Here is a 21,784-nt window from a genome sequence, read left to right as displayed (position 1 = left end):
TGATGGACAGAGGCCGCCAAGCGGAGCCTCAGCCCTTCTCCAGGTACTCCGCACGGTCCTCGTCGACCAGGGCGGCCACCGAGGCGGCCAGCGCCGGGTTGCGGGCCAGCTCCGGGTCGTCCTCGATCAGGGTGATCGCCTCGGCGCGGGCGTCGCGGATCAGGTCAGCGTCGCGGCGCAGGGACAGTAGCCGCAGGTGCGAACGGTGCCCGGACTGGGTGGCGCCCAGCACATCGCCCTCGCGGCGCTGCTCCAGATCCAGTTCGGCGAGCTTGAAACCGTCGCTCGTGGACGCCACCGCGTCCAGCCGCTCCCGCGCCGACGAACCCTCGGCCGCCTCGCTGACCAGCAGGCAGAGCCCGGCGGCGGCGCCCCGACCGACCCGGCCCCGTAACTGGTGCAGCTGGGAGACACCGAAGCGGTCGGCGTCCAGCACGATCATCACGGTGGCGTTCGGCACGTCCACGCCGACCTCGATCACTGTCGTCGCCACCAGCACGTCCAGGTCGCCGGCGGCGAAGGAACGCATCACCGCGTCCTTCTCGTCGGCCGGCAGGCGACCGTGCAGCACCCCGATCCGCAGCCCGTGCAGCGGACCCTCGGCCAGCAGCGGAGCCACCTCGGTCACCGCCAGCGGCGGACGCCGACCGTTGTCGTCCTCGGGCGGCGGCTCGTCGTCGCTGACGGGACCTTCCCCGATCCGCGGGCAGACCACGTACGCCTGGTGGCCGGCGGTCACCTCCTCGCGCAGCCGACGCCAGGCCCGGTCCAGGTAGGCCGGCTTCTCGGCGGCCGGCACCACGTGCGAGGCGATCGGCGACCGCCCCCGGGGCAGCTGGGAGAGGGTGGAGACTTCCAGGTCGCCGTAGACGGTCATCGCCACCGTGCGCGGGATCGGGGTGGCCGTCATCACCAGCGTGTGCGGCGGCTGGTCGGCCTTGGCCCGCAGGGCGTCGCGCTGCTCCACGCCGAAGCGGTGCTGCTCGTCGACGACCACCAGGCCGAGGTCGGCGAAGTCGACCCCCTCGTAGAGCAGGGCGTGGGTGCCGAGCACGATGCCGGCGGCGCCACTGGCCACCTCGCCGAGCGCCCGGCGGCGGGCCGCCGCGCCGAGCGAGCCGGTGACCAACTCGACCCGGGTGGCGTGCTCGGCGGAGCCCAGCTCACCGGCGCGCCCGAGCGGCCCGAGCAGGTCGAGCATGCCGCGGTGGTGCTGGGCGGCCAGCACCTCGGTGGGCGCAAGCAGCGCCGCCTGCCCGCCCGCGTCGACCACCTGGAGCATGGCCCGCAGCGCCACCACCGTCTTGCCCGAACCCACCTCACCCTGCAGCAACCGGTGCATGGGGTGCGGGGTGGCCAGGTCCTCGGCGATCTCCGCGCCCACCTCACGCTGACCAGCCGTCAGCTCGTACGGGAGTCGGGCGTCGAAGGCTTCCAGCAGCCCACCTGGGCGTGCCGGGCGGGGCCGGGCCGGCCAGTCGGCCGCCCGATGCTTGCGCTGCACCAGGGTCAACTGGACGGCGAAGGCCTCGTCCCACTTGAGTCGCCGGCGCGCCCGGTGCAGCGCCTCCTTGGTGGACGGCCGATGGATCTCGGTCAACGCGGGGCCCAGCCCGACCAGCTTGCGGCTGGCCCGCACCTCGCTCGGCAGCGGATCGTCCGGCGGGGTGAACGTGTCCAACACGACGCGTACGCAGCGCGCGATCACCCAGGTCGGCACGGCCGCGGCGGCCGGGTAGACGGGGATCAGCGCCCCGGCGAACTCCTCGATGTCGTCGCTGACCGCTGCCTCACCGTCGCTGCCCTCGCCGAGCAGGACGTACTCCGGGCCGTTGAGCTGCCGCTTGCTCCGGAACTCGGTGACCTTCCCGGCGAACAGGCCCCACCGGCCAGGGCGCAGCTCTCGCTCGCGCCACGCCTGGTTGCCGAAGAAGGTCAACGTCAGCACCCCGCCGGAGCCGTCGCCGACGGTCACCTCCAGCAGGTTGCCCCGGCGTTGCCGCATCGGGCGCACCGTGGTGCGCTGCACCTGGGCCAGCACGGTGACCTGCTCGCCGACGTCCAGCGAGCGGATGTCGGTGTGCTCACCACGTTCGTCGTAGCGACGCGGGAAGTGGTAGACCAGGTCACCCGCGGTGTGCAGGTCGAGGTGCGAGGCCAGCGCCTTGGCTGTCTTGTCCCCGACCAGCTTCTTCAGTGGGGTGTCCACCGTGGCTGGTTCGCTCATTCGATCCCTACCAGGAGCGGATAAAACGGCTGGCCGCCCGGGTACGCGTGCACCTCGACGAACGGCCAGCGCCGCGCGACGTGCGCGCGGACGGCATCGGTGAGCCCGGCCGGAGCGTCCACCCCGGCCAGCAGGGTGACCATCTCGCCGCCACCGCCGAGCATCCGGTCGACCACGGCGGCGCAGGTGTCGGTGAGGTCCGTGCCGATCAGGTGCACCTCCCCCTCGACAAGCGCCAGCACGTCACCGGGCCGGCACGGGCCGGCCACGGTCAGCGCCTCCCGGCTGGCATGGCAGACCTCGGCGTAACGGCAGGCGCCAGCCGCCTCGGCCATCGCGATGACGTCGTCCTCGAAACGGCGGGCACCGTCGCGCACCGCGAGAGCTGCGAGGGCCTGCACGGGCGAGCGGGTCGGCACCACGCTCACCTTGATGCCGTAGCGGTGGGCCTCGCGGGCCGCCGCGCTCGCCACCGCCTCCGTGTTGGCGTCGTTGGGCAGCACCACCACCCGGGCCGCGCCGGTGCTGCGGACGGCGTCCAGCAGCTCACCCGTGGACGGGTTGCCGGGCACCACTGTGGCGCCCTCGGCGGCGAACAGGTCGGCGATGCCGCCGCCGGTGGCCACCACCACCGCGGCCCGGCCGGCCGTCACCGGGCCGCCAGGCGGCTCCGACTGGTCGGCGAAGCGGGTCACCGAGATCCGGTACGGGCGGCCGGCGGCGACACCGGCCTCGACCGCCGCGCCCACGTCGTTGACGTGCACGTGCACGTTCCAGGTGCCCTCCGGCTCACGCCCGTCGCCGACGACGACGAGCGAATCCCCCAGGGCGTCCAGGGCCCGCCGCAACCCGGCGACCGCCTCGGCCCGGGCGTCGAGCAGGAACTGCACCTCGTACGCGTACTCGTCGGAGCCGGTCTCGCGCGCGACGGTGGCCGCCGGGCGGGCGGAGCGCGGCGCCGGCGCGGGCCGGGCCGTGCTCTCCCCGGTCAGCACCTCGACCAGGGCGTCGAGCAACACGCAGAGCCCTCGGCCACCGGCGTCGACCACGCCTGCGCGGGCCAGCGCCGGCAACTGCTCCGGGGTCCGGGCGAGCGCCTCGGCCGCCGCCCGGGCCGCGACCGCGACCACCTTCGGCAGGTCGTCGCTGGCCGCGCGCTCGGCCGCGGCGGCGGCCGCCGCGACCACGGTGAGCAGGGTGCCCTCGACCGGCCGGGAAACCGCGGTGTACGCGGCGGCGGCGCCGCAGCGCAGGGCGGCGGCGAACTCCCGGCCGCGCACCGCCGGCACCCCGGCGACATCGTCGGCGAAACCCCGCAGGATCTGCGAGAGGATCACCCCGGAGTTGCCCCGCGCGCCGAGCAGCGCGCCCTGGGCCATCAGCCGCAGCGCGTGCCCGTGCGCGGTCGGCCCACTGTCGGGGAGAGTGTCCAGGTCCATCGCGAGGGCCTGCTGGGCCGAGGTGAGGGTGAGCACCAGGTTGGTCCCGGTGTCGCCGTCGGGGACCGGATAGACGTTGAGCTGGTCGATCTCGCCCTGGTGGCGCTTCAGTGCGGCCAACCCGCTCGCGCACCAGCGGCGCACCGCTGCGGCGTCGAGGGTGTCCAGCACGGCAGAAGCCTACTGGCGCGCACCGACACCCGTCGGACTCGTCCGGCGTGTCCTGCCCGCTCCGGGCGGGCGGTGCGCACGGCGCGGACGGACGTCCCCGGGTCGGCGGTGCCCGCGTCGAGGGCGAACATCTCCGGTAGCCTTGCCGCCGGGCCGGCCCACTCATCGGGCGGGCAGGCCCACGACCAGGCGCGAGCCGGGGCACGGGCAAGCGCCGGCCCTGGGCCGGTTGGCCGGGCCGGCGAGTCATCGGGTAACCTGACCAGGTTGCCCGGGCAGCACCTGCCGGCGACCCCATGAACGTATCAATCCCAGGAGTATCCCGTGGCTAGCGTGTGCGACGTCTGTGGCAAGGGACCGGGCTTCGGCCACAACGTGTCCCACTCGCACCGGCGGACCAACCGCCGCTGGAACCCGAACATCCAGTCGGTGCGTACCCCGGCCGGTGGCGGCAACACCAAGAAGTTGAAGGTCTGCACCTCGTGCATCAAGGCCGGCAAGGTCACCCGCGCCTGACGCGGTAGCACCCACCTTTTCGTTCGGCTCAGCCGGCGGACCCCGAGGGTCCGCCGGCTCTGTCGTGTCCGCGGCGTGCGCCTGCGTGCCGGCCCGCCGAGGCCCGGCACGCAGGCGCACGCCGGGCCTGGCAGGCAGGTCAGAGGGTACGGCCGAAGGAGAGACAGCCCTCCGCGTCCTTGTAGAAGCCGAAGTTCGGAATCCGCTCGTACCCGGCGGAGCCGTACATGGCGATCGCCTCGGGCTGCTTGTCGCCGCACTCCAGGACCACCCGCTTGCGGCCCTGCTCGCGGGCCGAGCGCTCGACGGCCGCCAGCACCGTGCGGGCCACCCCTCGCCCCCGCGCCGCCGGGGCCGTGTACATCCGCTTCAGCTCCGCGCTGTCCGCGCCGTGGCTGCGCCAGCCACCGCAACCGACCGGCTCACCGGCCAGGTAGGCGACGAGGAAGGCGCCGTTGGGGGGCTCGAACTCGGCCGCGTCCACCGGGGTGTCGTCGCCGGAGCCGCCGTAGCGGACCCCGAGGTCGGCCAGTGCGGCTTGGATCAGGTGCTGTGCCACCGGGGCGTCGAACCGCACCGCCCGGATCTCGATCTCACTCACGGTATCCAGAGTACGGCCGCACCCGGACCTCACCGGAAGTGGTCCCAGCCGGTCGGGCCGTCGTAGGCGACGCCGTCGACCGTCACGCCGACACCGTCCGTAACCAGGCCGATCGGCCGCCAGCCCGGCGGCAGCGCCACCGTCGGGGGGAAGGTCGCGGCCAGCGCGTGGTCGTCGCCACCGGCGAGGATCCAGGTGTACGGGTCGACGCCGAGCGCCTGCGCCGCGTCGGCCATCTGCCGGGGCACCTCGAACCCGTTGCGGCGTACGTCGATCGCCACCCCGCTGGCCGTCGAGACGTGCCCGAGGTCGGCGAGCAGCCCGTCCGACACGTCGATCATGGAGGTGGAGCCGAGTTGGGCGGCCTGCGGACCGGCCTGGTAGGGCACCTGCGGCCGCCGGTACGCCTCGACCAGCAGCCGAGGGGTTCGGAAGCCCCGGGTCAGCACAGTCAGCCCGGCTGCCGCGTACCCGGTGCGCCCGGCCAGGGCGAGCACGTCCCCGGGGCGGGCACCCGACCGCAACACCGGCGGGCGGCCCTCCAGATCGCCCAGCGCGGTGACCGCGACGGTCAGGGTGGGGCTGGCCGACATGTCCCCGCCGACGACACTCGCGCCGACCGTCGCCGCCTCGGCGGAGAGCCCGTCGGCCAACTCCTCCGCCCAGCCGGTGTCCAGGTCCGCCGGCATGCAGAGAGCGACAAGCAGAGCGGTCGGCGTGGCGCCCATCGCCGCGATGTCCGCCAGGTTGGCCGCCGCCGCCCGGTGTCCGACGTCACGGGCAGAGGACCAGTCCCGCCGGAAGTGCCGCCCGTCGACAAGCACGTCGGTGGAGGCTGCCACCCGGCCGTCCGGGGCGGCCACCACCGCCGCGTCGTCGCCCGGGCCGAGCAGTGTCGTCGGCCCGTACGACAGTCGGGCGGTGATCTTCCCGATCAGCCCGAACTCCCCGATCCCGGACACACCGCTGCCACCGCGGGCGTTCCGCCCGTGTTGCCCGGCTCCGACGTGCTCGCTCACCGCTGCTCCTTGACCACCGATAGGGATCAGACCTGGTCCGTAAGGTACTTTCACCCTTCGGGCCGCTCCCGGGCGGCGACGGACGGAGGTCGAGTCGTGGTACAGGCGTACATCCTCATCCAGACCGAGGTCGGCCGCGCACGTGACGTGGCGGGTCTCATCGCGGACATCCCTGGCGTGGTACGCGTCGACGCCGTCACCGGGCCGTACGACGTGGTCGTCCTCACCGAGGCGAACACCGTCGACGAGCTCGGCAAACTCATCGTCAGCAAGGTGCAGATGGTGCCCGGCATCACCCGCACCCTCACGTGTTCGGTGGTGCGGCTGTAAGTGGACGAGATGACTTCATCCTCCGCTGCTCTGGACGACGACGACGCGCGCGACGCGGCCGACGGGACGCCCGAGCCGGCTGACGGTACCCGCGAGTCGGACGATCCAGCCCCCGCCGCGCCGGCCGGCCGCGATCGAACCATCCGCGGCGCCGCACTGCTGGCCACGTTGATCGCGCTGCCGATCACGTTGCTGGTGGCCGTGCTGGCGTTCAGCAAGCTCAGCCCGAACGCGCCAGCCGCCGCGCCGACACCCTCCGCGACCAGCGCCCGGGTGCAGTCCACCGCCCCGGTGGAGATGGCCGCCCCGGCCCTGGCCGAACGCCCGGCCACGGTCTGTCGGGCCCTGCTCTCCCAGCTGCCGGCGAGCATCCGCGACCTGGCCCAGCGGCCGGTCACCGCCGGCCCGGAGCAGAACGCCGCGTACGGCGACCCCGCGCTCACCGTGGCCTGCGGCGGCGCCGAGCCGACCTTCCCCAGCACCGACGAGGTCTGGACGGTCAACGGGGTCTGCTGGCACCTGGCCGAGCAGGCCGACCAGGCGGTTCTCACCACGGTCGACCGGGAGACGCTGATCACCGTGGGCGTCCCGCGCTCGTACGAGCAGCCGTTGCAGTGGCTGCCGACGATCTCCAGCACGATCGTGGCGAGCGTCCCCTCCGGCGGCGCGATCCCGTCCGGCTGCCAGCGCTGAGCGCAGACCGGCCCCGCCCGCGCCGGCTGACCTGCGCGGGCCGGGTCGGAAGACTCAGTGCAGGCCGATGCCGCGCCGCTGGGCGGTACGGATCAGTCGGTTGACCAGCTTCGGGTACTCCAGGCCGGAGGCCGCCCACATCCGCGGGAACATCGACGTCGGGGTGAACCCGGGCATCGTGTTGATCTCGTTGAGGTAGACGTCCAGCTCGTCGGTGACGAAGAAGTCGGCCCGGGCGAGGCCGGCGCAGTCCAGCGCGGTGAACGCGCGGACCGCGTACTCCTGCACCTGGCGGGTCACCTTCTCCGGCAGGTTGGCCGGAATGTCGTACTCGCAGGAGTCGTCGAGGTACTTCGCCTCGAAGTCGTAGAAGTCGTGGTCGGCGACGACCCGCACCTCGGCCAGCACGGACGCCTCGGGCGCGCCGCCGGCCTCGCCCTCCAACACGCCGCACTCGACCTCGCGGCCGACGATCGCGGCCTCGATGATGACCTTCGGGTCGAACTGCCGGGCGGCGGCGACCGCCGCGTCCAACTGCGCCCAGTCGGTGACCTTGCTGACGCCGAACGACGACCCGGCGCGGGACGGCTTGACGAAGACCGGCAGGCCGAGCCGCTCCTTGTCCTGCTCGCTGAGCGTCATTCCGTTGCGCAGCACGGCGTAGGTGCCGACCGGGATGCCCTCGACGGCACAGAGCTTCTTGGTGAACTCCTTGTCCATGGCGGCGGCGGACGCGAACACGTTCGCCCCGACGTAGGGGATGCCGGCCATCTCCAGCATTCCCTGGATCGTGCCGTCCTCGCCGTACGTGCCGTGCAGCACCGGGAAGACCACGTCCACATCGGCCAGCACCCGGGGGCCCTCGGTCGGGTCGAGCACCATCAGCCCGTTGCCGGTGGGGTCGGCACGCAGCACGATGTCGTCGCCGGAGTCGGCGGTGATCTCCGGCAACTGACGGGCGTTGATCGCGAGCTGGGCCGGATCTCCGTTGGTCAGCACCCACTGGCCGGCCCGGGTGATGCCCACCGGCACCACCTCGAACTCGTCCGGGTCGAGTGCGCCGAACACGCTGCCGGCGCTGACGCAGGAGATGCCGTGCTCCGGGCTGCGTCCGCCGAAGACGATCGCCACGCGGGTCTTGCCTGGGGTGGTCACTCCGGTCACCTCTTCGTACGCGACTGCGGCTGGTCGTGCTCGCCGGTGGCGCTCACCCGGTTGACCTTACTTTGCGTGGCGGTAGGGCGAGGCGATACCCGGCGAGCCACGGCGCGACACGGCAATCGGTCATCAGAGGTTATACGGTGCGTGATCGTGCGATAGCGGTGCCGCAGACCGGCGGCCCTGGCCTGCTCAGTCCCGGGAGTGCCGACGACCGACCGCGATCACCTTCACCCGCTGCCGGCCGGCCCGCACCATGCCCAGCGCCATGAACGCTCCGGCGATGCGGTCGGCGGCCTCCCGGCTGCTGGCGCCGACGACCTGCCGGCGGCGCTCTGGCGCGGTCCGCTCGTTGCGGTTGACGCTCTCGACGGGACGCACGTCGGTGAGCACCACGAGGAAGCGGGTCATCGCACGCCGCCCGAGGGTACGGCGGGGGGCTCAGGGCCGGTTCGCACGTCGTCTCCTTCCGGCAGGCCGGGATGGCGGGGCGGCACGCGACGATCGGGTACGGGGGAGAAACCCGATCGCCGCGCGCCCCATCCCCTCCGGTCGCTCACCACCACCGTCGCCACGACAACCGGCGGTGAGGACGCCATAACAGATTGACACGTGTACAGCCGTGAATGCAACTCTCATCGACGTTCTCTCATGCAGACGTTCCCGCAAATGTGTGCGACCATCGATGCATGGCCCCGAAGACCGCCCGTGCCCGCCGGCTCGGCATCGCCCTGCGCCACCACCGGGAAGCCGCCGGGCTGACGCTGGAGACAGCGGCGGATGAGATCAACAGCACCCGCAGCACCCTCTCCCGGTACGAGAACGCCCAGACCCTGATCACCCCGGCCACCGTGCGCGCCCTGCTCACGTCGTACGGGGTGAGCGCCGAGGAGGTGGCTGCCGCGGTGCAGCTCGCCAAGGACGCCCGCAAGCCGGGTTGGTGGGTGTCGTACTCCTACCTGCTGGACCCACGCACCATCGACTTCATCGCACTGGAGGCCGAGGCGACCGCCATCGCCAACTTCGAGCCCTCGGTGGTGCCCGGCCTGCTGCAAACCGCCGACTACGTCCGTGGCGTGATGCGCGGCGGGCCGCACACCCTCGGCGACGACCTGGTGGAACAGCGAGTCAAGATCCGGCTCGACCGCCAACAGCGGCTCACCGGCGACCGACCGCCCATCCTCGACGCGATCATCGACGAAGGCGCGCTGCTGCGCCCGGTCGGTGAGCCGTCGGTGATGAACGGGCAACTGCGGCACCTGGTCAAGATGGCCGAGTTGCCGAACATCAGCGTCCAGGTGATCCCGCTCTCCGCCGGCTACCACCGGGGCACCCGGGGTTCGCTACACATCCTCGAGTTCGCCGACCCGGAAGACCCGATCATCGCCTCGGTGGAGACCGTCGCCGGTCAGATGATCCTCGACCGGGCCGGCGAGACACGTACCTGCACCAAGATCATGGAGCATCTCCGAAGCGTGGCGCTCAGCCCGGCGGACAGCCGCGAGATGCTCCTGTCAGTCCTGAAGGGACGGTAGGACCGATGACACCGATGATCACAGCGGCCTTGGCCGCGGCGCCGTGGCGTAAGAGCAGCCACAGCGGCGACGAGGGCGCCTGCGTGGAGGTGGCCGCGATCCCGCGGCTGGTGGCCGTCCGCGATTCCAAGGATCCGGGCGGGCCGGCTCTGCTCTTCCCCACCGCCGCCTGGGCCGCCTTCGCCCAGGCACCACCAACGGCGCTGACCAGCCCGTCGCACGGCTGAACTCACCAGACGCACCACCTTCGCTGACCCGGCTCGCCGCACCGCTGACCATGGCGCGCGGCGAGCCGGGCTCGCTGAGCAGGGCACGAGCCGGGTCGCGGCCGGGCCGACCAGGCTCAGGCAACCAGTGGGCGGGGCTCCGCAACGGTGCGCAGCGCCTCCAGCGCGGCGATCGCGACGCCCCGGGCGCCGGCCATGTCCCGGTCCGGTACCAACGCGAAGGTCGCCACCGCCGCCTGCTCCTCCCGGAGCACGGTGTGCTCGCGGACCGTCGCCAGGAACCAGTCACGGAACTCCGGCGCCGCCTCCACCACCCCGCCGCCGACGAAGTACGCGTGCGGGTCGGTGAAGTTCGCGGCGACGGTGAACAACCGCCCCAACGCCATTGCCTGCTGGGCGAAGAGGTCCCGGGCCAGGGCGTCCGCGCGCTCGCCGTACCCCCGGACCAGCTTGGCCGCCCGAGCCACCGGCTCGGCGGTGAGCGGGTGGTCGGGATACCGGGTCAGCCAGTACGGCAGCAGGTTGCGTTCGATGCCGGTCAGCGAGGCGACGCTCTCGACGTCCCCGGTGAAGCCGCAGGCACAGGTGGGCTCCGGCTGGCCCGGGCCGAGCAGCCCGCTCAGCGGGATGTGCACGTGGCCCAACTCCCCCGCCATCCCGGCCGAACCGGCGATCACCCGGCCGCTCTCGACCACACCGCCACCGAGGCCGGTGCCGACGATCGCGGACACCGACGAGCGGTTCATCGCCTCGGAGCCGAAGTGGACGTGGTGGGCGTAGAGCGCGGCGGCGTTGCCGTCGTTGTGGTAGATCACCGGCAGGCCGAGCCGACGCTCCAGCGCCCCTCGCACGTCGAAGCCGCGCCAGGCCGGCTGGGAGAAGTTGGTGGAGCCCCGTGACGAGATGACACCGTCGGCGCTGGCCGGGCCGGGAGTGTCCAACCCGACCGCCCGGACCAGCTCACGCGGCACGCCGGTGTGCGCCAGGGCGCCGTCCAACGCCCGAGCCAGCGCCTCGATCGCCGCCTCCGGCCCGGACCGCACCTCGCTGGGGATCTCCAACAGCCCGTCCACCAGGAAGTGGCCGTCCACCGTCAGCACGGTGGCGTTGTTGCTGGTGCCGCCGTTGTCCAGCCCGACGACCACCGGCACCCCTGCGCTGCCCACCGAAACCGCCTCCCGCCGTCATGAAGTGTGAGCCGAGGTTAGTGCCAACTCCGCGCACCCGCCATGCCCGGCCAACCCTGGCGGGTCGGGTATCAGCCGGGCCGCCGAGCGCGGCGGTGCGCGTTGCCTCAACGCGGACGCGGCCGACCTACGCCCTGGGGTGGATCCCAGTGGAGTAGGCCGGCCGCGCCGTCCTCACGCTCGGGCTGCTACTGGTTCCACGAGGACTGGCTCGTGTAGACGAGCTGGCCGGGAACCACCTGCCCACCGGTGGTCAGTTCGGTGTAGGCCCAGTACTCGCCGGCACCCTCCAGCCGAGCGTCCGGGCTGAGCCGGAAGAGCGAGGTGCTTCCCCGTTGCGCCGTGGCCGGCAGGGTGAGCGTCGCGCTCTGATAACTCCCGGTACGGCTGATCACGGCGTGTCCGATCCGGTAGTTCACGATCGGCTTACCGGACTTGTAGGCGAAGACGTACGCCGTGTACTTGCCGCGCGCGGGCAGGAACACTTCCGCCTGCTCGCTGCTGTGCAGGTTGGTGCTCTTGTAGACTAGTTTGTCGTCCTTGTAGAGGTACAGATCGAGATCGGCCTGCGGGTCGTCGCTACCGGTCTGCACCACCAGACCCGCGGAGTCGGCCGGCACGGTGAAGGTGTGCGCCCCCACCCCGAAGCCCTGCGGGTCGAACAGCCCGCCCTGCAGGCCGGCCGGCATGGCGAACGACTTCCAGATGATCGGGGTGTACCCGGTCGACCGACCCGTCACCGGCCCGGTGAAGCCCGGCTGCATCAGCCCGAACTTGCCGTTGGTGAGCCGCCCGAACTCCAACCCGTCGTCCCCGTAGGAGCGGGCGGTGATGCCCCACGGTCGGGCCGCGACCGGCACCCGGACGCTGTGCGCGTTGCTCTTCCAGGTGATCGCGCCGGTGGTGAAGCGGTCCCACGGCGCGCTCCCGCGAGCCAGGGTGATCGTGACCGTGGCGGTCTCACCCGGACGCACCACCACCGACTTCGGGGTGACGGTCACCTCCATGCCCTTCAAACCGCTGACCACCGCGCGGTAGGTCTCCCGCTCGGCGCCGACGTTTGTGAGCTTGCGGGTCAGGGTGATCGTCTTGGTCCCGTCGTACTCGCGCAGTGAGATCGACGGCAGGTTGAGATCCCGACCATCCGGCTCGGTCGCGGTGCTGAACGAGACCAGGTCCGCCGCGTCCGGCTCGATCGTCAGGCCCGGGTCGGTGGCCTGCTCCAGATTGGCCAGGCCGCTGCCCTGATCGAGCGGGCTGGTGGTCCCCTCGGTGTCGGTGGCGGTGGTACGCAGCGCCGAACCGACCATGCCGGGCGACCAGTCCGGGTGCTGGGCGCGCAGGATCGCCGCCGTGCCGGCCACGTACGGAGAAGCCATCGACGTCCCCGAGTAGGCGTCGTAGTTGCGCCCGCCGTTGCCCGACGGGGCGACCGCCGCGATGACGTCGACACCCGGGGCGATCAGGTCAGGCTTCAGTACGCCGTAGTGCATCTGGTCCGGGCCCCGCGACGAGAAGTCCGCGACGCTGGGCTCTCCGGCGACGCTGCCGCCGTTCCCCCCGGCCCTCAGCACGCCGGTGCCGTCGGTCGGGTGGTTCATGAGGTAGGTGAAGAGCTTGCCCGACTGCGCCTCGGTGTTGAGGTAGAGCACCGGGAAGTCGTAGACGGAGTTGACCAGTTCGGTGTTCTCGGTGGCGAAGAGCACCATGCCCGCGGCACCCTTCGCCTTCAACTCGGCGACCGACTCGTACGGGGTCAGCAGGGCGCAGGCCACCAGCCGGTCCTTGACCTTCGCGGGGTCGATGCTGCCCGGGTAGCAGTACGCCGAGCCGGCGGAGACGCTGCCGGCCTGCTCGCCGTAGACCAGCGGCAGTTGCTGGCGGGGCGGGAGCAGGTCCAGCGAGCCGCCGACCAACTGGGTGCCGTCGCCCAGCCGCAGCGTTCCCTCGTTCGCCTTGATCACCGCCGCACCGACAGTGGTCACCCACGGCTGCGCGTTGCTGATCATCCCGCTCATACCGACGTTGCCGGCGGACGCCGAGACGAAGACCCCGGCCTGTACCGCGCGCAGGAAGGCGGTGCCGATCGCCGTGTTCGTCTCCCGGTCACCGAACTCCTTCCCGATCGAGTAGTTGATGACGTCCACGCCGTCGGCGACCGCCGCGTCGATCGCGGCGATGATGTCACCGTCGTAGCCCGCGCCACCCCAGAGCGCCTTGTAGACGGCGATCTGGGCGTCCGGCGCCACGCCGGAGACCGTGCCGAAGTTCCGGCCGTCGATGGTCACGTCCGGCACCCGGAGACCGGCCGCCGTCGACGCGGTGTGCGTGCCGTGGCCAAGCATGTCCAGCGGCGAGAGCGACTCGCCCTGGGGCAACTGGCCCCGCGCACCGAGGTAGGTGTTGGCCAGGTAGCGAGCACCGACGATCTTGCCGTTGCAGTGCGCCGCCTCGAAGCCCGGTCCCGTCTGGCAGGTACCGCGCCAACCCGCCGGTGCCGGCATCGTCTTGGCGAACGACGGGCTCGCCGGCCAGATGCCGGTGTCGATCACACCGATGACCATGCCGGCGCCCGTGTCGGGCCCCGGCTTCTTGCCCGCCGTCGCCTGCTCCGTGGCACTGCCCGCAGTCGTTGTGGTGCTGGTCGCCGCCGTCGCGCCGGTGGGCGCCATCGCCGGCCCGCCCACGCCGGCCACCGCAGCGGCACCGGGTCGTACTTCATTTGTGGTGACCAGCTGCGACTCGGTGACACGGCGAACCCGCTTGTCCTGCTTCAGCGCGCTCAACTGGGCCTCAGTCAGCTTCGCCGAGAACCCGTTGAAGGCGACGCTGTACGTCTGGTCGGCCTTGATGCCGATCTCATCGACCACCGAGGACCGCTGGGCGTCGAGGTGCTTGCGGTACGCCTGCGTCGCCGCTGACGTCGACTCCAGACGCTCGCCAGACGGAGGCCGGGTCCGCGCCAACCCGGAAACCCCGCCGCCGTACGTGGCGGCCGGCTCCTCGACCAACTCCACGATGTAGCGGCCCTCCGCGGCGGGAGTGGTGCTGCGCTGTTGCTGGTCGCCCCGATCGGGGCGGGTCCGGTTGGCCTCGGAGGGGTGACGAGCGGCCCCGCCGGTCAGGGTGAGCCGATCGGCATTCTTCTTCAGCTGGAGGTCGTACCCGCCCGGATCTGCCGCGCTCGGCGCTGCGGATGCCGCAGCGGCCGTACCGGGCAGGACGGCTGTGCTGCCAGCCAGGGCGAGGACCAGGAGCGGTACCGCCAGCCTTCGACGCCGCGTCGTACTCGTGATCACGGGACTCCTTCCGCCATTCATCCTCGGTGATGCCACGACAGGTCAACCCGCCGTGCGGGTGTCGCTACATGGGATAGGCGTACATCGAATTACGTGATCGCACCGTTGTCCAGATGGTGGACGGTCGGTTTGCTGAGGAGAACCTGCCACCTGGCAGGTACCAGCCATCAGGCGCCGTTGGTCGGCGAGCCGATGGCAGGCAGGCTCAGTCGGGGCGGCGGGCGGTCACTGCGGTGCCGTCCAGGTCCTCGTCGTGCCGCACGTTCGGCATCAGCCCGGCCGCGCTGAGCGCCGCGCACAGCGCCCCCGTCTGCCCGACGCCGGCCTCCACCACCAGGTGCCCGCCCGGTGCCAGCCAGTCGGCCGAGGCCGCGGCCACCCGACGCAGCACGCTGAGCCCGTCCGGGCCACCGTCGAGCGCCACCGGGGCCTCGTACAGTCGCGCCTCCGGCGGCATCAGCGCCACCGCGTCGGTCGGCACGTACGGGGCGTTGGCGACCACCAGGTCCAGCCGACCCCGCCAGTGCGTGGGCAACGGGGTGAACAGGTCACCCTCGTACACCTCGACGTTGAGCCCGACGACATTGCGGCGCGCGCACGCCACCGCCGCCGGGTCGATGTCGGCGGCGGCCAACCAGCGCGGCGCGAGCCGGTGCGCCAGCGCGACAGTGGTGGCCCCGGAGCCGCAGCAGAGGTCGACCACGGCCGGCGCCGGGCCGGTCACCTCGGCCGCCGCCTGCACCAGCAGAGCGGTGCGGGCACGCGGCACGAAGACGCCCTCGTCGACGGCGATCCGCAGGCCGCAGAACTCCGCCCAGCCGAGCAGGTACTCCAACGGTTCGCCGGCCACCCGGCGGTCGGTCAGGTCGGCCAACGCCGCCGGACTCTGCGCGGCGGCCAGCAGCAGCTCGGCCTCGTCCTCGGCGTAGACGCAACCAGCGGCCCGCAACCGGCCCACGAGAGCGGACCGGTCGGTGGGGGAAGGAAGCGCCATCGCAGACGTCAGACCGATCCGGCCGCGTCCAACGCGGCGGCGATGTCGGCGACCAGGTCCGCGGTGTCCTCCGCGCCGCAGGAGAGACGGACGAAGCCGGGGGCGGTGTCGTCGCCCCACTGTGCCCGCCGGTCCGCCGTGGTGTGCAGGCCACCAAAGGAGGTCGCCGCCGCCACCAGCCGGGCGGCCGCGACGAATCGACCCACCCGGTCCGCGTCACCCAGGTCGAACGAGAGCACCCCCGGTATCCGGCGCATCTGCGCCGAGGCCACCGGGTACGCGGGGTCGTCCGGCCGCCCCGGCCAGCGCAGGCCGGTGACGTCCGACCGGCCCGCGAGCAGGTCGACGACCGCGGCGGCGTTCGCGCTCTGCCGGGCCAGCCGCAGGTCGAGAGTGGCCAGTGACCGGTGGGCCAGCCAGGCGTCGAACGCGCCGGGGACCGCCCCGGTGGTGGTACGCCAGGTCGTCACCGCGTCGATCAGCTCGGTGGACCGGCTGGCCAGGTAGCCCAGCAGCAGGTCGGAGTGGCCGGTGAGCGCCTTCGTGCCGGAGGCCACCACCAGGTCGGCGCCGAGGTCCAGGGGACGCTGACCGAGCGGGGTGGCCGTGGTGTTGTCCACCGCGAGCAGCGCGCCGGCCGCGTGCGCCTGCTCGGCCAGGGCCGCCACGTCGACCACGTCGAGGCCCGGGTTGGCCGGCGTCTCCACCAGCACCAGCCGGACACCCTCGAACGACGGGTACGGCCCGACGGTCGGCACGAAGAGCACCCGGACGCCGATGGCCTCCAGCACGTCGGTGGCGAACGCCCGGACCGGGAAGTATCCGTCGGTGGGCAGCACCACGGTGTCCCCCGGGCGCAGCAGGGTGAGCAGCAGGCCGGTGATGGCCGCCTGACCGGTCGCGAAGACCCGGCAGTCACCGCCTTCCAACTCGCCCACCGCCGCCTCCAGCAGCCGCCGGGTCGGATTGTCCGGGCGACCGTAGCCGTTCGGCGACGTGCTCGGGCCCGAGAACGGGTCGAGGTGGTACGGCGCGGCGAAGACCGGGCCGGGCAGGAACGGATCCCCCGGTGCCGGCTCGGGCAGGCCCGCGCGTACGCAGCGGGTGCCGTCTCCCCACTCGCTCATCGGTTCCTCACTCGTACGACTCGGGCTTGGCGGTGCGGCTCATCAGGGCCCGGACGGCGAGGCGGGGGTCCATCCCCTCGTGGCAGATCCGCTCGACGTGCTCGGTGATCGGCATCTCCACGCCGTGCGCCCGGGCCAGGTCGCGGATCGCCAGGCAGCTCTTGACGCCCTCGGCGGTCTGCCGGGTGGCGGCCTGGGCCTGCTCCAGCGTCTCCCCCCGCCCCAGGTGCTCCCCGAAGGTGCGGTTGCGGGCCAGCGGGGACGAGCAGGAGGCGACCAGGTCGCCCATGCCCGCGAGGCCGGCGAAGGTGATCGGGTCCGCGCCGAGGGCCACGCCCAACCGAGCCGTCTCGGCCAGCCCACGGGTCATCAGCATGGCCCGGGTGTTGTCGCCGAAACCCATCGCGGTCGCGATGCCGTACGACAGGGCGATGACGTTCTTGACCGCCCCGCCCAGCTCACAGCCGATCACGTCGTCGTTGGTGTAGGGGCGCAGGTACGGCGTCCGGATCGAGGCCTGGACGAGCGCGGTGCGGTGGCTGTTCGTCCCGGCGACCACTGTCGCGGCGGGCTGCTCGGCGGCGATCTCCGGGGCCAGGTTCGGGCCGGAGACGACGACCACCCGGTCCGCCGCGACCCCGGCGGTCTCCACGATGACTTCGCTCATCCGCTTGGTGGTGCCGAGCTCGATGCCCTTCATCAATGACACCAGGGTCGAATCCGGGTGCAGGTGTGCGGCCCATTCGGCGAGGTTGCCGCGCAGGGTCTGCGACGGCACGGCCAGCACCACCACCTCCGCGCCGGTGATCGCCTCGACGGCGTCGGCGGTGGCGGTGACGCGGCTGGGCAGCAGCAGGTCGGGCAGGTACTCCGGATTGCGGCGCTCGGTCCGGATGCTCTCGGCGACCGGCGCGCGGCGGGCCCACACCGTCACGTCCCGCCCCGCGTCAGCGAGGATCTTGGCGAACGCGGTGCCCCACGAACCCGCGCCGAGCACCGCGACGTGACCGCTCATGCCACCGCTCCGCTTCGCTTCGCGGCGGCCTGAGCCGCACCGTTGCTGAGCCCGATGATTCGCTCGCTTCGCTCGCTCATGCCGCGTCACCCTGCTGCTCACGGCCGACGGAGGACCGGGCCGGTCGCTCCCACAGCGGCGGCGGGGTACCGCCACGGATCTCGGCGAGCATGTCCCGCAGCCGCAACATGATGGTGTCCGTCATCTCCTCGAGGGTGGCCCGGGTCGGCTGGGCGTCCGCCCACCGGCTCAGGTCGATCGGCTCCCCAGCGGCAACGGTCACCGGAATCCGGGGGCGCAGGCTGACGCGCGTGGTCCGCGGGTCGAAGATCCGCTCCGGCCCCCACATCACCACCGGTACGACGGGGGCGCCGGTGGCCAGGGCCAACCGGGCGGCACCGGTCTTGGCCTTCATCGGCCACAGCTCCGGCTCTCGCGTGGTGGTGCCCTCAGGGTAGATCACGACGGCGCCGCCCTCGTCGAGCGCGGCGACCAGAGCGTCAAGCGAGCGGACCGCCTCGACGCTGCCCCGGTCGACCGGGATCTGCCGGCACCGGTGCAGGATCCAGCCGACCACCGGCACCCGGAACACGCTGGCCTTGCCCAGGTACTGCGGCCAGACCCCGGCGTCGTAGATGAAGTGCGCGGACACCAGCGGGTCGGCGTGTGAGATGTGGTTCGCCACGATGATCATGCCGCCGTCGCGGCGGAGGTGCTCCTGACCGCGCCAGGTACGCCGGGTCCAGACGGTCATCACCGGCTTCACCAGCCCCACGGCGAACCGTTGCCAGAACCCCAGCCTCCGCCGTGCCACTGTGCCTCCTCGTCGCGCCCCAGCCCCGCCGCGAACCCCGCTCGCGACACCCGCAGCGGAAATCATGCCTGCTCGCCCCCGGTACGGCCAGTGAGGGTCCCGCCGTCCGGCTGGCAGGATTGCGGACGTGAGTCAGCCGAGGTGGGCCGTCGTGGTGCCGGTGAAGCAGCTGGCCGCGGCCAAGAGCCGGCTGCGGGGCGCGCTGCCCGGCGTACCGCACGAGGAGTTGGCGCTGGCCCTGGCGACCGACACGCTCCGCGCGGTGCTGGCCTGCCCGGCGGTCGCCGAGGCCCTGGTGGTCACCGACGACGCCCGGGTGGCGGCGGCAGCGCGGGCCGCCGGCGCGCGGGTGCTGCCGGACGAGCCGAACGCCGGCCTGAACGCCGCGTTCCGGCACGGGGCGGCCGGGGCCACCACCGGGTGGGTGGCCGGGATCACCGGGGATGTGCCGGCGCTGCGTCCGGCCGAGCTGGCCGGTGCGCTGCTCGCGGCGCAGAACGGCCGACCCGCGGTACGCCGGTTCCTGCCGGACGCGCCCGGCGGGGGCACCGTGCTGCTCACCGCCCCGCCCGGTGTACCGCTGGATCCGCGCTTCGGGGTGGGCTCGGCGGTCGCCCACGCGGCGAGCGGTGCGCTGCCACTGCGCGGCGACTGGCCCAGCCTGCGCCGGGACGTGGACACCGCCGCGGACCTGGCCGCCGCCGCCCGGCTCGGGCTGGGGCCGCGCACGGCCGCGCTCGTCGCCGCCGTTCGCCCGGCCCGCTCCGCGGGTTGAGGCCCCGGGTGTACGGTGCCAGCATGCAGGGCACGGTGGCCAGCTACGACGCGGCGACGCGCAGCGGGGTCCTGCTGCTCGACGACGGAACCGAGATGCGCTTTCCCGCCCGGGCCTTCGATGCCTCCGGGCTCCGGCTGCTCCGGCTCGGCCAGCGGGTGCGCATCGACACCGATCCCGACGGCGAGGTCGTCCGAGTGACATTGCCGACGATGATCTGAGCCAGCGAGCCCAAGTTCATTTTGCGTTTACCGTAATCGGGTGATTATGAACGGGTGAGCACCCCTCGCGAGCACCCGGCCCGCCCGCCTGCCATCGACCCCCGCAACGGCTCCCGCGTGCGCGGCACCGACGGCCGCTTCCGGCCGTCCCGCGCCGAGCGGGCCGGCGCCGCCCGCGCCGACACCCTCGCCGACGACCCGGGTGCCGCCTCCTCCGGGCTCGACGAGGTCCTCGACGCCGAGCCGACCATCGATCCGGACAGCCCGGACGCCGGTGACGTGCATCCGGTCCTGCCGAGCGACCTGCCGACCGGCGCCCCGGACGAGGACGAGGAACCCCCGACGCCCCCTCCGCTGCGGGAGGACCGGTTCCTCAACCGGGAGCTCTCCTGGCTCGACTTCAACGCCCGGGTGCTCACCCTGGCCGAGGACCAGCGCACCCCCCTGCTGGAACGGGCCAAGTTCCTGGCGATCTTCGCCAGCAACCTCGACGAGTTCTACATGGTGCGGATCGCCGGGCTGAAGCGGCGGCTCTCCGCCGGGCTGCCGGTACGCGGTGGGGACCGGCTGCCGCTGCGTACCCAACTGGCGCTGATCGCCGAGCGCACCGCCGAACTGGGTGCCCGGCACGCCGCCTGCTTCGTCGACGACGTGCTGCCCAAGCTGGCCGACGAGAGCATCCGGATACTCCGCTGGGGCGATCTTGGCGACCCCGAGCGGGAGCGGTTGCGCACCTACTTCCGGGAGCACATCTTCCCGGTGCTGACCCCGCTCGCGGTGGACCCGGCGCACCCGTTCCCGTACATCTCGGGGCGTTCGCTGAACCTGGCGGTGGCGGTTCGCGATCCCGACGGCGGTTCTGAGCTGTTCGCCCGGGTGAAGGTGCCCAACAACGTCCCCCGCTTCGTCCGGGTGGACCGGGACCAGCCGGGCGTCCGGATGCTGCCGGTGGAGGACCTGATCTCGGTGCACCTGGGGCAGTTGTTCAGTGGCATGCAGGTGGTCGAGTGCCACCTGTTCCGGGTCACCCGCAACGCCGAGGTGGAGGTCGACGAGGACCGCGACGAGGATCTGCTCCAGGCCCTGGAGCGGGAGTTGGCCCGGCGACGGTTCGGTCCGCCGGTCCGCCTGGAGGTCGCCGCGTCGATCTCCGACCACATGCTGGAGCTGCTCGTCCGCGAGCTGGACATGAACGACCAGGACGTGCAGCGGGTGCCCGGGCTGCTGGACCTCTCCGCGTTGTGGCAGGTCTACGGTGAGGCCGACCGACCGGACCTCAAGGACCCTCCGTTCGTGCCGGCCACCCATCCGCGACTTGCCGAGGGCGAGGTGCCGCGCAGCGTCTTCGCCACCCTGCGCGACGGGGACATCCTGGTGCACCACCCGTACCACTCGTTCGCCACCAGCGTGCAGCGCTTCATCGAGCAGGCCGCCGCCGACCCGAACGTGCTGGCCATCAAGCAGACCCTCTACCGGACCAGCGGCGACTCGCCGATCGTCGACGCGCTCGTCGACGCGGCCGCCGCCGGCAAGCAGGTGGTGGTGCTGGTGGAGGTGAAGGCCCGTTTCGACGAGGTGGCCAACATCGGCTGGGCCCGCACGCTGGAGCGCGCCGGCTGCCATGTGGTGTACGGCCTGGTCGGCCTGAAGACGCACTGCAAGACCGCGCTGGTGGTCCGCCAGGAGGGCAACCAGATCCGGCGGTACTGCCACATCGGCACCGGCAACTACCACCCGAAGACGGCCCGGATGTACGAGGACTTCGGCATGCTCACCGCCGACCCGGAAATCGGCGCCGACCTCACCGACCTGTTCAACGTGCTCACCGGCTACAGCCGGCAGACCGCGTTCCGGCGGTTGCTGGTCGCCCCGCAGGGCATCCGCAGCGGCCTCATCGAGCGGATCGACCGGGAGATCTCGCACGTCCGGCTGGGCATGCCCGGCCTGGTCCAGTTCAAGGTCAACTCACTGGTCGACGAGGGGGTGACCGACGCGCTCTACCGCGCCTCGCAGGCCGGCGTGCACGTCGACCTGCTCATCCGGGGCATGTGCACGCTGCGCCCCGGCGTGCCGGGGTTGTCGGAGAACATCCGGGTCCGCTCGATCCTGGGCCGGTTCCTGGAACACTCCCGGGTCTTCCGGTTCGGCAACAACGGCGAAGCCGAGTTCTGGATGGGCTCGGCCGACCTGATGCACCGCAACCTGGACCGGCGGGTGGAGGCGCTGGTGCGGGTGAGCGATCCGATCGCCCGCGCCGAGCTGGACCACATGCTGACCGCCGCGATGAGCCCCGACGTGGACGCGTTCGAACTGGCCGCCGACGGCAGTTGGACCCGGCGTACCGGCGACGAATCGGCCCGGACCCATCTACAGGAACTGCTGCTGCGCCGCGTCGGTGGCACGGCCAGCTGACCGCTCAGCGCATAGGGTGAGCTG

Annotated in this window: 20 protein-coding genes; 8 read left to right on the top strand and 12 right to left on the bottom strand. The window is 72.5% G+C overall.

The features are described from left to right. Positions 1–28: 28 nt before the first annotated feature. Positions 29–2,227 (bottom strand): ATP-dependent DNA helicase RecG, encoded by a 2,199-nt coding sequence (gene recG, locus IF46_RS0106950; RefSeq protein ID WP_030487450.1) that lies wholly within the window; start codon positions 2,225–2,227, stop codon positions 29–31. Further along, positions 2,224–3,837: a DAK2 domain-containing protein gene (locus IF46_RS0106945; RefSeq protein ID WP_030487449.1), complete on the bottom strand. Its 1,614-nt coding sequence runs from the start codon at positions 3,835–3,837 to the stop codon at positions 2,224–2,226. The genes recG and IF46_RS0106945 overlap by 4 nt, the downstream gene beginning before the upstream one ends. 324 nt (positions 3,838–4,161) lie before the next feature. Here IF46_RS0106945 and rpmB point away from each other — a divergent pair, with 324 nt between their 5' ends. Then, a complete protein-coding gene (rpmB, locus tag IF46_RS0106940; protein ID WP_011905179.1) occupies positions 4,162–4,353 on the top strand; it encodes a 50S ribosomal protein L28 in 192 nt (63 codons plus the stop codon). A 139-nt stretch (positions 4,354–4,492) separates the two neighbouring features. Here the strand turns inward: rpmB and IF46_RS0106935 are convergent, their stop codons facing one another. Together IF46_RS0106935 and IF46_RS0106930 are read right to left on the bottom strand one after the other, a co-directional pair. Further along, positions 4,493–4,954 (bottom strand): GNAT family N-acetyltransferase, encoded by a 462-nt coding sequence (locus IF46_RS0106935; protein ID WP_030487448.1) that lies wholly within the window; start codon positions 4,952–4,954, stop codon positions 4,493–4,495. Positions 4,955–4,983: 29 nt separating this feature from the next. Beyond that, positions 4,984–5,973, bottom strand: a complete 990-nt coding sequence (locus IF46_RS0106930) for a thiamine-phosphate kinase (RefSeq protein WP_051723736.1) — start codon at positions 5,971–5,973, stop codon at positions 4,984–4,986. A 96-nt stretch (positions 5,974–6,069) separates the two neighbouring features. Between IF46_RS0106930 and IF46_RS0106925 the strand changes: the two genes are divergently transcribed. Together IF46_RS0106925 and IF46_RS0106920 are read left to right on the top strand one after the other, a co-directional pair. Next, positions 6,070–6,303, top strand: coding sequence for an Lrp/AsnC ligand binding domain-containing protein (locus IF46_RS0106925; RefSeq protein ID WP_030487446.1), 234 nt, complete (start codon positions 6,070–6,072; stop codon positions 6,301–6,303). 9 nt (positions 6,304–6,312) lie between these two features. Beyond that, complete coding sequence (locus IF46_RS0106920) at positions 6,313–6,996, top strand: DUF3515 family protein (protein WP_051723750.1); 684 nt, start codon at positions 6,313–6,315, stop codon at positions 6,994–6,996. Positions 6,997–7,050: 54 nt separating this feature from the next. Here the strand turns inward: IF46_RS0106920 and IF46_RS0106915 are convergent, their stop codons facing one another. Together IF46_RS0106915 and IF46_RS0106910 are read right to left on the bottom strand one after the other, a co-directional pair. Next, on the bottom strand, positions 7,051–8,151 hold the full coding sequence (locus IF46_RS0106915) for a D-alanine--D-alanine ligase family protein (protein ID WP_030487444.1): 1,101 nt from the start codon (positions 8,149–8,151) through the stop codon (positions 7,051–7,053). A 195-nt stretch (positions 8,152–8,346) separates the two neighbouring features. Further along, entirely contained in the window at positions 8,347–8,565 is a 219-nt protein-coding gene (locus IF46_RS0106910) for a hypothetical protein (RefSeq protein ID WP_030487443.1), read from the bottom strand. 278 nt (positions 8,566–8,843) lie between these two features. Between IF46_RS0106910 and IF46_RS0106905 the strand changes: the two genes are divergently transcribed. Next, entirely contained in the window at positions 8,844–9,689 is an 846-nt protein-coding gene (locus IF46_RS0106905; protein WP_030487442.1) for a helix-turn-helix domain-containing protein, read from the top strand. Positions 9,690–9,694: 5 nt separating this feature from the next. Beyond that, complete coding sequence (locus IF46_RS0106900) at positions 9,695–9,916, top strand: DUF397 domain-containing protein (protein WP_030487441.1); 222 nt, start codon at positions 9,695–9,697, stop codon at positions 9,914–9,916. A gap of 116 nt (positions 9,917–10,032) precedes the next feature. Here IF46_RS0106900 and IF46_RS0106895 read toward each other — a convergent pair whose 3' ends face one another. The 6 genes from IF46_RS0106895 to IF46_RS0106870 form a co-directional block, all read right to left on the bottom strand. Further along, positions 10,033–11,082, bottom strand: a complete 1,050-nt coding sequence (locus IF46_RS0106895; protein WP_030487440.1) for an ROK family protein — start codon at positions 11,080–11,082, stop codon at positions 10,033–10,035. A gap of 209 nt (positions 11,083–11,291) precedes the next feature. Further along, positions 11,292–14,402, bottom strand: a complete 3,111-nt coding sequence (locus tag IF46_RS0106890) for a S8 family serine peptidase (protein ID WP_030487439.1) — start codon at positions 14,400–14,402, stop codon at positions 11,292–11,294. 205 nt (positions 14,403–14,607) lie between these two features. Beyond that, entirely contained in the window at positions 14,608–15,396 is a 789-nt protein-coding gene (locus IF46_RS0106885) for a putative protein N(5)-glutamine methyltransferase (protein ID WP_030487438.1), read from the bottom strand. A gap of 8 nt (positions 15,397–15,404) precedes the next feature. After that, positions 15,405–16,523, bottom strand: coding sequence for a cystathionine gamma-lyase (locus tag IF46_RS0106880; RefSeq protein ID WP_030487437.1), 1,119 nt, complete (start codon positions 16,521–16,523; stop codon positions 15,405–15,407). A gap of 7 nt (positions 16,524–16,530) precedes the next feature. After that, the gene (locus IF46_RS0106875; protein WP_030487436.1) at positions 16,531–17,538 is read right to left on the bottom strand and encodes an NAD(P)H-dependent glycerol-3-phosphate dehydrogenase; all 1,008 of its coding nucleotides are present in this window, start codon (positions 17,536–17,538) and stop codon (positions 16,531–16,533) included. Positions 17,539–17,614: 76 nt separating this feature from the next. Next, complete coding sequence (locus IF46_RS0106870) at positions 17,615–18,352, bottom strand: lysophospholipid acyltransferase family protein (protein WP_030487435.1); 738 nt, start codon at positions 18,350–18,352, stop codon at positions 17,615–17,617. 127 nt (positions 18,353–18,479) lie between these two features. On the opposite strand from IF46_RS0106870, the gene cofC reads away from it, so the two are divergent. From cofC to IF46_RS0106855, 3 genes are read left to right on the top strand one after another with little or no spacing between them, the layout of a single operon-like run. Then, positions 18,480–19,127 carry a 2-phospho-L-lactate guanylyltransferase gene (gene cofC / locus IF46_RS0106865; protein ID WP_030487434.1) on the top strand — a complete coding sequence of 216 codons (648 nt, stop codon included), beginning with the start codon at positions 18,480–18,482 and terminating at the stop codon, positions 19,125–19,127. Between the two features lie 23 nt (positions 19,128–19,150). Continuing rightward, positions 19,151–19,348: a cold-shock protein gene (locus tag IF46_RS0106860; protein WP_030335323.1), complete on the top strand. Its 198-nt coding sequence runs from the start codon at positions 19,151–19,153 to the stop codon at positions 19,346–19,348. A 54-nt stretch (positions 19,349–19,402) separates the two neighbouring features. Then, positions 19,403–21,760: an RNA degradosome polyphosphate kinase gene (locus tag IF46_RS0106855; protein WP_030487433.1), complete on the top strand. Its 2,358-nt coding sequence runs from the start codon at positions 19,403–19,405 to the stop codon at positions 21,758–21,760. Positions 21,761–21,784 lie beyond the last annotated feature (24 nt).

The organism is Micromonospora chokoriensis, from assembly GCF_000718555.1.
In the GTDB taxonomy this organism is placed as follows: domain Bacteria; phylum Actinomycetota; class Actinomycetes; order Mycobacteriales; family Micromonosporaceae; genus Micromonospora; species Micromonospora chokoriensis_B.
Note: the sequence above shows the minus strand (reverse complement) of the source record. Positions and strands in the feature narration are given on the sequence as shown.

Bases quoted from the DNA above. Each gene is read 5' to 3' on its own strand.
- recG (WP_030487450.1), bottom strand. From the start codon at position 2,227: ATGAGCGAACCAGCCACGGTGGACACCCCACTGAAGAAGCTGGTCGGG.
- IF46_RS0106920 (WP_051723750.1), top strand. From the start codon at position 6,313: ATGACTTCATCCTCCGCTGCTCTGGACGACGACGACGCGCGCGACGCG.
- IF46_RS0106910 (WP_030487443.1), bottom strand. From the start codon at position 8,565: ATGACCCGCTTCCTCGTGGTGCTCACCGACGTGCGTCCCGTCGAGAGC.
- IF46_RS0106905 (WP_030487442.1), top strand. From the start codon at position 8,844: ATGGCCCCGAAGACCGCCCGTGCCCGCCGGCTCGGCATCGCCCTGCGC.
- IF46_RS0106900 (WP_030487441.1), top strand. From the start codon at position 9,695: ATGACACCGATGATCACAGCGGCCTTGGCCGCGGCGCCGTGGCGTAAG.
- IF46_RS0106885 (WP_030487438.1), bottom strand. From the start codon at position 15,396: ATGGCGCTTCCTTCCCCCACCGACCGGTCCGCTCTCGTGGGCCGGTTG.
- IF46_RS0106880 (WP_030487437.1), bottom strand. From the start codon at position 16,523: ATGAGCGAGTGGGGAGACGGCACCCGCTGCGTACGCGCGGGCCTGCCC.
- IF46_RS0106875 (WP_030487436.1), bottom strand. From the start codon at position 17,538: ATGAGCGGTCACGTCGCGGTGCTCGGCGCGGGTTCGTGGGGCACCGCG.
- IF46_RS0106860 (WP_030335323.1), top strand. From the start codon at position 19,151: ATGCAGGGCACGGTGGCCAGCTACGACGCGGCGACGCGCAGCGGGGTC.